The 13,461-nt window shown below is 65.9% G+C and carries 10 protein-coding genes; 4 read left to right on the top strand and 6 right to left on the bottom strand.

Annotation, left to right across the window (positions count from 1 at the left end):
* Positions 1 to 2: 2 nt before the first annotated feature.
* A complete protein-coding gene (locus NEF64_RS05030; protein WP_056406068.1) occupies positions 3 to 1,313 on the bottom strand; it encodes an alkaline phosphatase family protein in 1,311 nt (436 codons plus the stop codon).
* A gap of 72 nt (positions 1,314 to 1,385) precedes the next feature.
* Positions 1,386 to 2,483: a redox-regulated ATPase YchF gene (gene ychF, locus NEF64_RS05035; protein ID WP_056406069.1), complete on the bottom strand. Its 1,098-nt coding sequence runs from the start codon at positions 2,481 to 2,483 to the stop codon at positions 1,386 to 1,388.
* Positions 2,484 to 2,815: 332 nt separating this feature from the next.
* On the opposite strand from ychF, the gene NEF64_RS05040 reads away from it, so the two are divergent.
* A complete protein-coding gene (locus tag NEF64_RS05040; RefSeq protein ID WP_031393697.1) occupies positions 2,816 to 3,880 on the top strand; it encodes an NAD(P)-dependent alcohol dehydrogenase in 1,065 nt (354 codons plus the stop codon).
* A gap of 182 nt (positions 3,881 to 4,062) precedes the next feature.
* Here NEF64_RS05040 and NEF64_RS05045 read toward each other — a convergent pair whose 3' ends face one another.
* The 4 genes from NEF64_RS05045 to NEF64_RS05060 form a co-directional block, all read right to left on the bottom strand.
* Positions 4,063 to 4,668 carry a TIGR02466 family protein gene (locus tag NEF64_RS05045; RefSeq protein ID WP_056406070.1) on the bottom strand — a complete coding sequence of 202 codons (606 nt, stop codon included), beginning with the start codon at positions 4,666 to 4,668 and terminating at the stop codon, positions 4,063 to 4,065.
* Positions 4,665 to 5,234 carry an aminoacyl-tRNA hydrolase gene (gene pth / locus NEF64_RS05050; RefSeq protein WP_031441582.1) on the bottom strand — a complete coding sequence of 190 codons (570 nt, stop codon included), beginning with the start codon at positions 5,232 to 5,234 and terminating at the stop codon, positions 4,665 to 4,667. Before pth ends, NEF64_RS05045 begins: the two co-directional genes overlap by 4 nt.
* 226 nt (positions 5,235 to 5,460) lie before the next feature.
* Positions 5,461 to 6,159, bottom strand: coding sequence for a 50S ribosomal protein L25/general stress protein Ctc (locus tag NEF64_RS05055; protein WP_056406071.1), 699 nt, complete (start codon positions 6,157 to 6,159; stop codon positions 5,461 to 5,463).
* Positions 6,160 to 6,414: 255 nt separating this feature from the next.
* Complete coding sequence (locus NEF64_RS05060) at positions 6,415 to 7,281, bottom strand: TraB/GumN family protein (protein WP_056406359.1); 867 nt, start codon at positions 7,279 to 7,281, stop codon at positions 6,415 to 6,417.
* Between the two features lie 203 nt (positions 7,282 to 7,484).
* Here NEF64_RS05060 and NEF64_RS05065 point away from each other — a divergent pair, with 203 nt between their 5' ends.
* The 3 genes from NEF64_RS05065 (at position 7,485) to ppdK (ending at position 13,442) form a co-directional block, all read left to right on the top strand.
* Positions 7,485 to 8,324: a glycine--tRNA ligase subunit alpha gene (locus NEF64_RS05065; protein WP_056406361.1), complete on the top strand. Its 840-nt coding sequence runs from the start codon at positions 7,485 to 7,487 to the stop codon at positions 8,322 to 8,324.
* A gap of 226 nt (positions 8,325 to 8,550) precedes the next feature.
* The gene (glyS, locus tag NEF64_RS05070) at positions 8,551 to 10,716 is read left to right on the top strand and encodes a glycine--tRNA ligase subunit beta (RefSeq protein WP_252574675.1); all 2,166 of its coding nucleotides are present in this window, start codon (positions 8,551 to 8,553) and stop codon (positions 10,714 to 10,716) included.
* Between the two features lie 62 nt (positions 10,717 to 10,778).
* On the top strand, positions 10,779 to 13,442 hold the full coding sequence (gene ppdK, locus NEF64_RS05075) for a pyruvate, phosphate dikinase (RefSeq protein ID WP_056406073.1): 2,664 nt from the start codon (positions 10,779 to 10,781) through the stop codon (positions 13,440 to 13,442).
* Positions 13,443 to 13,461 lie beyond the last annotated feature (19 nt).

Here is a 13,461-nt window from a genome sequence, read left to right on the forward strand (position 1 = left end):
TCCTATCGTCGCAGCACCTTTTGGAAGGGCGCGTCGTTGCCGTCCAGCCCCGGTTCCGCAGGCAGCCCGATCAGGTCGCGGAGCAGCGGCTCGACCGCGACATTGTCGAAGCTCGCGATGGTCTTGCCACCGATGAACGCAGGACCGTTCGCGATGAACAGCGCGCGCATTTCGGGGGCGGCATTGTCATAGCCGTGCGAGCCGCCGGCCGAGACCCTGGTGGGCGTCGTCCGATCGACGCGCCAGCCGACGTCGGCGAGGCACAGATAGCTCGGGACGCGCGGATTGCGGCCATAATGGAAGCGTGCCGGGATCTCCGCCTTGCGCCAGCATTGCAGGTGGTCGTGCTTCCGAAGCAGTCTGGCCTCGAGCGCGTCCTCATGCCCGGGCGCCGCGAACAATGTCGCATAGGCGCCCGTCTCGACGACGCGATAGTCGGCCGGCGCCGCGATCCGGTCCATCGCGACGACACGCGTGCTGCTGGTCGCCGCCATGCCGTGATCCGACACGATGACCAGATTAGCCGGCTGGCCAAGCGTCGCGAGCCCGGCGACGAGGCTGCCGATGCTGTCATCCACCTCGGCGGCTGCCTGTGTTGTCAGGGGGGAGTCGGGGCCATTGTCGTGTGCGGCCATGTCGACGGTATCGAAGTACAGTGTCACCAGCTTCGGCCGGATCGTGGCCGGTCGCCGCATCCAGTCAAGCACCGCGTTGACGCGCTGCGTGGCGCTGATCTGCTGGTTGAACTGCTGCCAGTCCTGCGGCCGGGTGCCGCCGTCGATCGCGCCGTGGCTGTTGGGTTTCGGCGTGCCGCCGACCGCGACATTGGCGCCCGGCCAGAACATCGTCGCGGTCCGGATCCCCGCCTTTTCTGCGTCGACCCAGATCGGCGAGCTTTGGCTCCACCAGAAGGGATCGTCGCTCGCCATGGTGAATTTCTCACCGGGCCGCGCGGGATCCTCCATCGTGTTGCCGACGATGCCGCTGCGATCGGGTCTGAGCCCGGTCACCAGCGTCCAGTGATTGGGGAAGGTGACGCTCGGGAAGGACGGTCGCATCGCCGCAAAGACGCCGCCGGCGCGCAACCGGTTCAGGTTCGGCGTGACGCCCCGGTCGAGATAATCGGGGCGGAAGCCATCGATCGACACGAGGATCGTCACCGGTGCCCGGACCGCCAGCGGCTGCGCGCCCTGAGGAGCGGCGGTGGCGGTATCGGGGGCAGCCTGAGTCACCGGCGCCAGGGCAGGGGGCGTCGCCGGATAGGCACAGCCCCCGAGCGCGAGTGCCAGAGCTGAAAACGTCGCGTGTCTCATGCCGTCTGTTCTGCTCGCTACGCCCGCCCCCGGCGCGTGACTACACACGCAGGGGCCGCGACATTGTTGGGATCAGCTGTGCAGGAAGTGCATCACGTCGCCGTCATGGACGACATAGGCCTTGCCCTCGGCGCGCAGCTTGCCCGCCTCGCGCGCCTTGGATTCGCCGCCCAGCGCGATGAAGTCGTCGAACGCGATCGTCTCGGCGCGGATGAAGCCCTTTTCGAAATCGCCGTGGATCTCGCCCGCCGCCTGCGGCGCGGTCGCGCCCGCATGGACGGTCCAGGCGCGTGCCTCCTTCGGGCCGACCGTGAAGAAGGTCAGCAGGTGGAGCAGCTTGTAGCCCGCGGTGATGACGCGAGCGAGGCCGGTCTCTTCCAGCCCCAGCTCGCCCAGGAATTCGCCACGATCCTCGACGGGCATCGTCGCGATCTCGGCCTCGATCGCCGCCGACACGACGACCGCCTCGGCGCCCTCGGCCGCCGCCTTCTCGAACACGCGCGCCGACAGCGCATTGCCGTTCGCGGCATCACCCTCGTCGACGTTGCACACGTAGAGGACGGGTTTGGCGGTCAGCAGCTGCGCCTGAGCGAACACGCGCGCCTCGTCCTCGTCCTTGGGCACCGTCAGCCGCGCGGGCTTGCCTTCGCGCAGCAGTTCGAGCGCCTGGCCGAGCACGGCGGCGCCGATCTTGGCCTCCTTGTCGCCCTGCATGCCCTTCTTGGCGAGGTTGGGGACGCGCTTCTCCAGGCTTTCGAGATCGCTCAGCATCAGCTCGGTCTCGACGGTCTCGGCATCGGCGATCGGATCAACCTTGTTGTCGACATGAGTCACGTCGCCATTCTCGAAACAGCGCAGCACATGGACGATCGCGTCGACCTCACGGATGTTGCCGAGGAACTGGTTGCCGAGCCCTTCGCCCTTCGACGCGCCGCGCACGAGGCCGGCGATGTCGACGAAGCCGAGTTGGGTCTCGATGATCTTCTGCGAGCCGGCGATCTTCGCCAGCGCGTCGAGCCGCTTGTCGGGCACGCCGACATTGCCGACGTTCGGCTCGATCGTGCAGAACGGATAATTCGCCGCCTGCGCCGCGGCCGTCTCGGTCAGCGCGTTGAAGAGGGTGGACTTGCCGACGTTCGGCAGCCCCACGATGCCGCAGCGAAAACCCATGATATGCCCTTGGTATAAGATTGTGCGGGCGCTTTAGGCGACCGCGCGAAGGAACGCCAGCAAGGACGCCTGCGCATGACTGGGTGCGACCTCCATTATCCCCACCACCCCGGCGAAGGCCGGGGCCCAGTTGGGGGACGTTGCTCATGAAGGTCGGCACGCCGTTACTGCCACCTTTCCAACTGGGCCCCGGCCTTCGCCGGGGTGGACCCTCGGCTCCCGACTGATCGACCTAAACGATTGCCGCAATGCAGCAAAATTATCGTACCGCTCGGTAGATATTGCGAATCCCGTGCGTATATCGCGCTCTGCCAGTCAGATTTAGGAATAGCATGACCACCACCGCCAAGGGCTACGCCGCCCAGTCGCCCGAGACGCCGCTCGCACCGTTCAGCTTCGAACGCCGCGCGCCGGGCAAGACCGACGTTGCGATCGATATCGCGTTCTGCGGCGTCTGCCATTCGGACCTCCACACCGCCAAGGGCGAGTGGGAAGGCACACTGTATCCGTGCGTTCCGGGCCATGAGATCGTCGGCCGCGTCACGGCAGTCGGTGACGACGTCACCAAGTTCAAGGTCGGCGACATCGCCGGCGTCGGCTGCATGGTCGACAGCTGCGGCCAGTGCCCGTCCTGCACCGACGGCGAGGAGCAATATTGCGAGACGACCGGGTTCGTCGGGACGTATAACGGCCCCGATCCCGTGCTCGGCGGCCACACCTTCGGCGGCTATTCGGACCATATCGTCGTCGACGAGGGCTTCGTGCTGAAGGTTTCGCATCCCGAGGCCGATCTCGCCGCGGTCGCGCCGCTGCTCTGCGCCGGGATCACCACCTACTCACCGCTGAAGCACTGGAAGGTCGGCCCCGGCCAGAAGGTCGGCATCGTCGGTCTCGGCGGTCTCGGTCACATGGGCGTCAAGATCGCCAACGCGATGGGCGCCGAGGTCTATGTCTTCTCGACCTCGCCCAACAAGCGCGAGGACGCCAAGCGTCTCGGTGCCAAGGACCTGATCGTGTCGAAGGATGCCGATGCGATGGCGGAGCATGCGAACAGCTTCGACTTCATCCTCAACACCGTTGCCGCACCACACAATCTCGACCCGTTCCTCGAGCTGCTCAAGCGCGACGGCACGATGACTCTGGTCGGCGTCCCCGCCGAGCCGCATCCGTCGCCGTCGGTCGGCAACCTGATCTTCCGCCGTCGCCAGCTGGCAGGCTCGCTGATCGGCGGGATCGCGGAGACCCAGGAAATGCTCGATTTCTGCAACGAGCACGGGCTGGTCTCGGACATCGAGATGATCAAGATGGACGAGATCGAGCCGGCCTATGACCGCATGGTCAAGAGCGACGTGAAGTACCGCTTCGTCATCGACATGGCGTCGATGCCGACGGCCTGATCGGGCAGGGGCGGCGCTCGCAGAGAGTGCCGCCCTTTCCCCAATTACCTCCCCGGCGAAGGCCGGGGCCCAGGCGGGAAGGCCAATGTAATGCAGGCCAGCCCTTCGTTAGCGACCTTTCCCACCTGGGCCCCGGCCTTCGCCGGGGAACGGTCGTTTCAAACGGTCACCCGGCCCCTACCTCACCACCGATAGTTAAAACTGATGCTGATCCGCTCGCCCTTCGCAGCATTCGGCACGACCTCGTGCCGCAGCCAGCTCTCCCACAAAAACACGCTCCCCGGCTTAGGCACCGCGTAGACGAACGTTCGCAGATCCTCCGGCGCATCGTCGAGCCGCGTCGGCGCGGCCATCATCATCGGCAACCGCGGGTCCTCCAGCTTCAGCGCGCCGGCCCCTTCGGGAATCGTCACGTACATCGTCCCCGACACGACGCTGTGCGGGTGGATATGCCCAGAATGCGCGCCGCCCGGCTTCAGGACGTTCACCCACAGGCTGTCGAGCTTCAGCTTCCGCCCGCCCAGATCGAACGCGCAGTCCTTGGCGAACTGCGCGACATGCTTGTTGAGCAATCGCACCAGATCGCCGAAGCGCGGGTCGCGCAGCGGCAGGTCGTTCAGCGAGGCGTAGGACGTGTACCCGCGATAGCCATGCGCCTTGGACCAGCCGATCCCGGCGCGGTCCGCCTTGGACAGTTCGAGCGCCGCGTCCTCAAGCTCCTCGACCAGATCGTCATCGCCGAGATCGGACTCGTAGAACCGGGTGGCGAACAGCGAGCGGGTGGTCATGGTTGCATCCTCACAGCGACATCATTCATGAAGCGGACGTCGTCGCCCGCCGCCAGCCACGCCGCCTCCGCCGCGATCGCGCCGAGCATGTCGGACAGCGGTTCGATCTCGGTCTTGGCGTAGTTGCCGAGCACATAGCCGGTGACCCGGTCCTTGTGACCCGGATGCCCGATGCCGAGCCGCACGCGGCGGAAATCCGGGCCCAGATGCTGGTCGGTCGAGCGCAGGCCGTTATGCCCCGCGGTCCCGCCGCCGGTCTTCACCTTGACGCGGAAGGGGGCGATGTCGAGCTCGTCGTGGAATACCGTCAGCGCGTCGACGTCCAGCTTGTAGAAGCGCAGCGCCTCGCCAATCGCGCGGCCGCTCTCGTTCATGAAGGTCGCGGGCTTCAGCAACAGGATCTTTTCCGATCCGATTCGGCCTTCCTGCGTCCAGCCCTGGAACTGCTTCTTGACCGCGCCGAAGCCGTGCACCGCGGCGATCGCGTCGGCGACCATGAACCCGACATTGTGCCGGTGCATCGCATATTGCGCCCCCGGATTGCCGAGTCCCGCCCAGATCTGCACGTGTGATTCTCCAAAAACGATCGTTCCCCGCGCCCTAAACCGTCATTCCCGCGGAGGCGGGAACCCATAGTGGCAAACCTCTCAATTCCATAGGAAGGTCCGAGGGTCTGGATCCCCGCCTGCGCGGGGATGACGGTTTTTTGGGTGGGCGGAATGGCTTACAAAACGAAACGGGCGGGAAAGCCCTAGCTTTCCCGCCCGCCAGATCGTCCGAAGACGAAGGAGATTAGTCCTTCTTCTGCGGCGTGATCTTGTCGTCGTCGTTGTGATCGTCGTTAGGCTCGACCACGGGCTCTTCGTCCGAAGCAGCTTCGGCAGCCTGCGCCTCGGCGACTTCAGCCTCGAGCTCTTCGTCCTCGACGGTCGGGACAGTCGGCGGCACGATCGTGGCGATCGCGAAGTCGCGGTCGTCGATCGCGGGCGTCGCGCCCTTGGGCAGCGTCACGTCGCTGATGTGGATCGAATCACCGATTTCCATGCCGGCGAGCGAAATCGTGATCTCGCTCGGGATGTCCGATGCGTCGACGACCAGCTCGACCTCATGGCGCGTGATGTTGAGCACACCCTTGCCGCGCTTGATGCCGGGGGCATCGTCCTCGTCGGTGAACACGATCGGTACGGCGACCGTGACGGTCGAATGCTCGCCGATGCGCAGGAAATCGACATGGATCGGGCGGTCCGTGACCGGGTGGAACGCAACGTCCTTGGGCAGCGTGCGCACGCCGTTGACCATCACGACCGAATTCATGAAGTGGCCGGTCATCAGCGCCTTCATCAGCGCCTTTTCCTCGAGGTGAACCGAGGTGGGTTCCTTGTTCAGGCCGTAGATCACGGCAGGCACGCGGCCATCACGACGCAGCGCCCGGGAGGCTCCCTTGCCAACCCGGTCACGCGTCTCGGCTGCGAGCGTCAACTGGTCGCTCATCGATATTCTCCGAAACTCGTTTGTTGTTCTTCCCGCCCACGCCTCCAGGGATGACCATGGACCGGAAGCGCGGGCGCATAGCGGAAGTGCACGTTTTAATCAACTACACTCTCTCCCCTCGGGGGAAAGGGAAGGGCCCGCGTGCTCTTGCACGTGGGAGGGTGAGGGCACGGTGTGCCCCAAACGCGTGCCCTCAGCCTTCCGTCGCCTACGGCTCCTCCCTCCCTCTCCCCCCGGGGGGAGAGGGTAAGTCGCTCAATACGTAACCCGCTCCGCCTTCACGCCGAGCTTCGCCAGTTGTGCCTGAACGCTATCGGCGCCCGCAAGATGCCCGGCGCCGACCGCGACGAACACCGTCCCCGGCGACTTCATCCGGTTCGCGACCCACTCCGCCCATCGGGCATTGCGATCGACCAGCAGGGCCTTTGCCACCTCGGGCGAATCTTTCAGGCTCTCATTCATTTCGCGCGCGAGCGCCTCCGGATCGCCCTTCGCCCATTCGTCGACCATCGTCGCCATCGTCGTCTCGAGCTTGGGCAGTTCGTCGATCGTGCTGCCGAGGAACTGCAGCTGTGCCTGTTGCGACAGCCCGCCGAAATAGCCCAGTTGCTGCTCCGCGGTCTCCAGGCCCGTCACCGGCTTGCCCGCCGCCTTGGCCGCGGCAGTGATCACCTGCTCGGGCCCGTTCGCGGCGTCATAGCCAAGCTTTGACAGCGGCGCGATCGACAGGTTGGTCGCCGCAAGCCAGGGCCGGAACCGGTCGAACGCGTTCGCCGGCAGCCCCAGATCGGTCACCGCCTTGGCATAGGCGGCGCGCTTGTCCGCGGGCAGCTGTTCGGTCAGCGTCGGCCCGTCCTTCGTCACGCCGGTCGCCATGACCAGGGTCTGCATCTTGGCGGGATCGGGCATCACCAGCTCGAGCACGACCTGCTGCGACCGGTCGAACGCGGTCTTCACCGCCTCGTCGAACCAGGTCATGCCGGGTTTGAGCACATGGATCGTCCCGAACAGGTAGATCGTCGTGTCCTTGTCCTTCACCACCCACAGGGCGGGATCGGCATCGTTGGCGGCCTGCGCCGGTTTCGGCGCGACCTGCGCGCAGGCGGGCAGCGCGAACGCCATCGCAATGGCGGACAGCGTCGAGCGCAGCGGGGCGGAGCGAAGCGGCGCGAGTCGGGAAAACAGCTTCAAGGGGAGGGCATCCTCATCGTTGGTCGGCCCCATGTAGGATGCGCGATCGCAACGCACCACTTGCCTCGCGCACCCCCATCCGCCAAAGCCCGCGCGTGACCCAGCCCCTGAAAAAGCCTCTCAGCTTCCAGCGCATGATCCTCACGCTCCATGACTATTGGAGTGATCACGGGTGCCTGATCCTGCAGCCCTATGACATGGAAATGGGTGCGGGCACCTTCCACACCGCCACGACGCTCCGCGCGCTCGGGCCGAAACCGTGGAATGCCGCGTTCGTCCAGCCCTGTCGCCGTCCCACGGATGGCCGCTATGGCGAGAATCCGAACCGGCTCCAGCATTATTACCAGTATCAGGTAATCCTGAAGCCGAGCCCTGCGAACCTCCAGGAGCTGTATCTGGGCTCGCTGGCTGCGATCGGCATCGACATGCTGAAGCACGACATCCGCTTCGTCGAGGACGACTGGGAGAGCCCGACGCTCGGTGCCTGGGGGCTCGGCTGGGAGGTCTGGTGCGACGGCATGGAGGTGACTCAGTTCACTTATTTCCAGCAGATGGGCGGCTTCGACATGAAACCCGTCGCGGGCGAGCTGACCTACGGGCTCGAGCGGCTGGCGATGTATATCCAGGACAAGGACTCGGTGTACGACCTCGCGTTCAACGACGCAGGCGTGACCTATGGCGAGGTGTTCCTGGAGAATGAGCAGGAGATGTCGAAGTGGAACTTCGAGGTCGCCGACACGGACTCGCTGTTCGACCAGTTCCGCAAGCACGTCGCCGAATGCGAGAACTCGCTCGCCGCAAAGCTGCCGATCCCGGCCTATGAGCAGGCGATCAAGGCCAGCCACGTCTTCAACCTGCTCCAGGCCCGCGGCGTCATCTCGGTCGCCGAACGCCAGGCCTATATGGGCCGCGTCCGCGACTTGGCGAAAGGCGCCTGCGCCGCCTGGATGGACAAACACGGATGGGCGGCGTGATACGCGTGGTAGAAGATGGGTTCACGCGGAGACGCGGAGCCGCGGAGAAGAGGGTCGGCGACGTGTCGCGCTTCTGCGGTTTAGCGCCCACGATCCAGCATGGTGAGAGACGCCTACGGCGTCGAACAGCCGCGCGCAGCGCCCCAGACCTTTCTTCTCCCCTTCTGCTCCGCGTCTCCGCGTCTCCGCGTGAACAAAATTCTCCCTTCTTCGCGTGCGAATTCAAATGACCGATTTTCTCCTAGAACTCCGCTCCGAAGAAGTTCCCGCACGGATGCAGGCGAAGGCGCGGGACGATCTCGCAAGGCTGTTCAGCGTCGAGCTCGCCAAGGCCGGCATCGTCACCAGCGCCATCGTCACCTACGCGACGCCACGCCGCCTGACACTTATCGCGCGCGATCTGCCGATCGAGACTGCTGCGGTGTCCGAAGAGGTGAAGGGGCCAAAGACGTCGGCGCCCCCGCAGGCGCTCGAAGGGTTCCTGCGCAAGACCGGCCTCACGCGCGAGCAGCTGGTCGATCGCGGCGGCACGTTGTTCGCGATCACCGAAAAGCCCGGCCGCGCCACCGCGGACGTGCTTGCCGAGGCGATCCCCGCGATCGTCCGCGCGTTTCCCTGGCCCAAGTCGATGCGCTGGGGCGATGCGTCCGCCAGCACCGAATCGCTGCGCTGGGTCCGCCCGCTGCAGGGCATCGTCGCGCTGCTCGGCGAGACGATCGTGCCGTTCGAGATCGCCGGCATCGCAAGCGGCGCTGCCACGCTCGGCCACCGCTTCCACCATCCGTACCAGATCACGATTGGCGGCGCGCACGACTATGTCGAGAAGCTGCGCGCCTGCCACGTCATCGTCGACCAGGACGAGCGCGCGACGCTGATCCGCGATCATGCGCGCGAGGCGGCGATGCAGGCCGGGCTCGAACTGATCGAGGACGAGGGCCTCGTCGCCGAGAATGCCGGGCTCACCGAATGGCCGATCCCGCTGCTCGGCCGGTTCGATCCCGCGTTTCTCGACGTGCCGCCCGAGGTGATCCAGCTCACCGCGCGCGTGAACCAGAAATATTTCGTCTGCCGCAGCGCCGACGGGACTCTGGCGAACGCGTTCGTCTGTACCGCTAACATTGCCGCGCACGACGGCGGCGCGAAGATCGTCGAGGGCAACCGCAAGGTCCTCGCCGCGCGTCTGTCGGATGCGAAATTCTTCTACGACACCGACCTGAAGGTGCCGCTCGAAGAGCAGGCGGGGAAGCTCGAGAAGATCGTCTTCCACGAAAAGCTCGGCACGGTGGCGGACAAGGTCGACCGCATCGCCAAGCTCGCACGCTGGCTGGTCGAAGAGGGTATCGTCACTTCTGCCCCCCTCTCCTTCAGGGGAGGGGCCGGGGGTGGGGAGTCTCCGCAAATGCCCAAGTCCGTGTCCGCGGACAGCCCCCACCCCAACCCCTCCCCTGAAGGGGAGGGGCTTGCAGATCTTGCCGAGCGCGCCGCCCGTCTCGCCAAGGCGGATCTCGTCACCGGCATGGTCGGCGAGTTCCCCGAATTGCAGGGCCTGATGGGCGGCTACTACGCCGCAGCCCAGGGCGAGCACCCCGCCGTCGCTGCCGCGATCCGCGACCATTACAAGCCGGTCGGGCAGGGCGATGATGTCCCGACTGACCCGGTGACGGTCGCGGTCAGCCTGGCGGACAAGCTGGATACGCTATTCTCGTTCTTTGCCGTGAAGCTATTTCCAACTGGCTCAAAAGACCCGTTCGCTTTGCGAAGGGCCGCTCTAGGTGTCTTGCGGACCATTCAAACGGCCAATCTCAAATTCAAGATCGACGCGGCAGCTCGCGCCTGGTCTGGGGAAGAGAATGCTGCGCTCGGTATAATACTCTCCGACTTTCTGCATGATCGCCTCGGCGTTCAGCTGCGCGAAGCCGGCATCCGCTATGATTACGTCCAAGCTTCCACCGGTTGGGGCACTGGAAGCGACGACCGCATTGATCGGGTCGAAGCGCGGGCCAAAGCGCTCGCGAATTTTATATCGACCGAGGATGGGAAGAACCTCCTCGCCGGCTACAAGCGCGCGGCCAATATTCTGAAGAAGGAAGCCCCTTCTACTCCCCCTCTCCGCGCAGGGGAGAGGGATCAGTATGCGCCCGAACCCGCAGAGGCCGCGCTCCAGTCCGCGCTCGACTCCTCGGAACCCCGCGCAACTGCAGCAATCGCGGCCGAAGACTTCGCCGCCGCGATGGCGGCGCTCGCGTCGCTGCGGGCGCCGATCGATGCGTTCTTTGATAGCGTTATCGTCAACGATGCCGACCCCGCCAAGCGCTCCGCCCGTCTCGCGCTACTTGAGCGTATTCGCGCCGCAGTGCACAACGTCGCGGACTTTTCGAAGATCGAGGGCTGACCGCCCCGCTTGCAAAGACAATCTCTGCCGCCTTGCGCGCAACAACACCTAGAGGACCTGCGATGACCCAATATGTGTACCGTTTCGGCGGCGGTGTTTCGGACGGCGGCAAGGGCGACAAGAACCTGCTCGGCGGCAAGGGCGCGAACCTCGCCGAGATGGCGTCGATCGGCCTGCCGGTGCCGCCGGGCTTCACGATCTCGACCGATTTCTGCGCGGTCTATTATGACGAGGGCGGCCAGTTCCCGCAGGGCCTGCGTGACGAGGTTGCCACCGGCCTCGCGCATATCGAGGGCGTGACCGGCAAGATGTTCGGCGACGCCGCTGACCCGCTGCTCGTTTCGGTCCGCTCGGGTGCCCGCGCCTCGATGCCGGGAATGATGGACACCGTCCTCAACCTCGGGCTCAACGACGAGACGGTCGAGGGCCTTGCCGCCAAGTCCGAGGACGCGCGCTTCGCCTGGGACAGCTATCGCCGCTTCATCCAGATGTACGCCGACGTCGTCCTCGAGCTCGATCACGGCGCGTTCGAGGAAGCGCTCGAGATCGCCAAGGAAGATCAGGGCTTCACGCTCGACACCGAGTTGAGCGCGGACGACCTGCGCGCGCTGGTGACCGAATATAAGGGCCTCGTCGAGAAACTCTGGGGCAAGCCCTTCCCGCAGGACGTCCACGACCAACTCTGGGGCGCGGTCGGTGCGGTGTTCGGCTCGTGGCAGTCGGAGCGCGCGAAGGTCTATCGCCGGCTCAACGACATCCCCGCCAGCTGGGGCACTGCGGTCAACATCCAGGCGATGGTGTTCGGCAACATGGGCGACACCTCGGCGACTGGCGTCGCGTTCACGCGCGATCCGTCGAAGGGCGACCGCGCCTATTACGGCGAGTTCCTGATCAATGCGCAGGGCGAGGACGTCGTCGCGGGCATCCGCACCCCGCAATATCTCACCAAGGTCGCGCGCGAGGACGCCGGCGCCAAGGCCGCCTCGATGGAAGAGGCGATGCCCGAGGTGTACGGCCAGCTCGCGGGTGTGTTCGACACGCTCGAAAACCATTACCGCGACATGCAGGACATCGAGTTCACGGTCGAGAAGACCAAGCTCTGGATGCTCCAGACGCGCGCGGGCAAGCGGACCGCCAAGGCCGCGCTCAAGATCGCGGTCGACATGGCGAATGAGGGGCTGATCACGCGCGAGGAGGCGATCCTGCGCGTCGAGCCGATGGCGCTCGACCAGCTGCTCCACCCGACGCTCGATCCCAATGCCAAGCGCGACGTGCTGACCAAGGGGCTTCCCGCCTCGCCGGGCGCAGCCTCGGGCGCGGTGGTGTTCGATGCGGATGCGGCGGAGAAGAAGGCCGCCGACGGCGTCGCGGTGATCCTCGTCCGGACCGAGACCTCGCCCGACGACATTCATGGGATGCACGCGGCGCGCGGCATCCTGACCGCACGCGGCGGGATGACCAGCCATGCGGCGGTCGTCGCACGCGGCATGGGGCGCCCGTGCGTCTCGGGCGCGGGCACGCTGTCGATCGATACCAAGGCGAAGATCATGCGCTGCGGCGGCCGCGAGGTGAAGGAGGGCGACCTGCTCACGATCGACGGGAGCACCGGCGAGGTGATGATCGGCGCGGTCGCGACCGTGCAGCCCGAGCTGTCGGGTGATTTCGGCACGCTGATGACCTGGGCGGACGAGGTTCGTCGCCTCAAGGTCCGTGCCAATGCCGAGACGCCCGAGGATTGCCGGGTCGCCCGCGAGTTCGGCGCGGAAGGCGTCGGGCTGTGCCGCACCGAGCACATGTTCTTCGAGAGCAGCCGCATCACCAACGTCCGCCAGATGATCCTGGCGAGCGACGAGAAGGGCCGTCGCGCCGCGCTCGAGAAGCTGCTTCCAGAACAGCGCAAGGACTTCACCGAGATCCTCGAGGTGATGGCCGGGCTGCCGGTGACGATCCGCCTGCTCGATCCGCCGCTCCACGAATTCCTGCCGCACGAGGAGTCCGAGTTCGCTGAGGTCGCGACCGCGGCGGGAATCGACGTCGACACGCTCAAGCGTCGCGCGGCCGAGCTGCACGAGTTCAACCCGATGCTTGGCCATCGCGGCTGCCGTCTCGGCGTGACCTATCCCGAGATCTACGAGATGCAGGCGCGTGCGATCTTCGAGGCGGCGGTCGACGTCGCGGAGAAGTCCGGCGCGGCCCCGATTCCCGAGGTCATGATCCCGCTGGTGGCGACCCGCCGCGAGCTGGAGCTGATGAAGGCGGTCGTCGACAAGGCCGCGCAGGCGGTTTTCGCCGACAAGGGCCGGACGATCGAATATCTGGTCGGCACGATGATCGAGCTGCCCCGCGCCGCGCTGCGGGCAGGGGAGATCGCGGAAGTCGGCGAGTTCTTCTCGTTCGGCACCAACGACCTGACGCAGACGACGCTGGGCGTCAGCCGCGACGACGCGGCGCGGTTCCTCGGCGCCTATGTCGAGCAGGGCATCTATGCGAAGGACCCGTTCGTCAGCATCGACGTCGAGGGTGTCGGCGAACTGATCGAGATCGCCGCAGAACGTGGCCGCAAGACGCGCTCGGGCATCAAGCTCGGCATCTGCGGTGAGCATGGCGGCGACCCGGCGAGCATCGCGTTCTGCGAGAAGGTCGGGCTCGATTACGTCTCGGCCAGCCCGTACCGCGTGCCGATCGCGCGGCTTGCGGCGGCGCAGGCGGCGCTGAACAAGCAGTAACCAACCACCCCGGCGGAGG

The sequence above is a fragment of the Sphingomonas aerolata genome (genome assembly GCF_023935825.1).
Classification (GTDB): Bacteria; Pseudomonadota; Alphaproteobacteria; order Sphingomonadales; family Sphingomonadaceae; genus Sphingomonas; species Sphingomonas aerolata.

Bases quoted from the DNA above. Each gene is read 5' to 3' on its own strand.
- NEF64_RS05065 (WP_056406361.1), top strand. From the start codon at position 7,485: ATGATCCTCACGCTCCATGACTATTGGAGTGATCACGGGTGCCTGATC.
- NEF64_RS05040 (WP_031393697.1), top strand. From the start codon at position 2,816: ATGACCACCACCGCCAAGGGCTACGCCGCCCAGTCGCCCGAGACGCCG.
- ppdK (WP_056406073.1), top strand. From the start codon at position 10,779: ATGACCCAATATGTGTACCGTTTCGGCGGCGGTGTTTCGGACGGCGGC.
- NEF64_RS05045 (WP_056406070.1), bottom strand. From the start codon at position 4,668: ATGACCACCCGCTCGCTGTTCGCCACCCGGTTCTACGAGTCCGATCTC.
- NEF64_RS05030 (WP_056406068.1), bottom strand. From the start codon at position 1,313: ATGAGACACGCGACGTTTTCAGCTCTGGCACTCGCGCTCGGGGGCTGT.
- NEF64_RS05060 (WP_056406359.1), bottom strand. From the start codon at position 7,281: ATGGCGTTCGCGCTGCCCGCCTGCGCGCAGGTCGCGCCGAAACCGGCG.
- ychF (WP_056406069.1), bottom strand. From the start codon at position 2,483: ATGGGTTTTCGCTGCGGCATCGTGGGGCTGCCGAACGTCGGCAAGTCC.
- NEF64_RS05055 (WP_056406071.1), bottom strand. From the start codon at position 6,159: ATGAGCGACCAGTTGACGCTCGCAGCCGAGACGCGTGACCGGGTTGGC.
- glyS (WP_252574675.1), top strand. From the start codon at position 8,551: ATGACCGATTTTCTCCTAGAACTCCGCTCCGAAGAAGTTCCCGCACGG.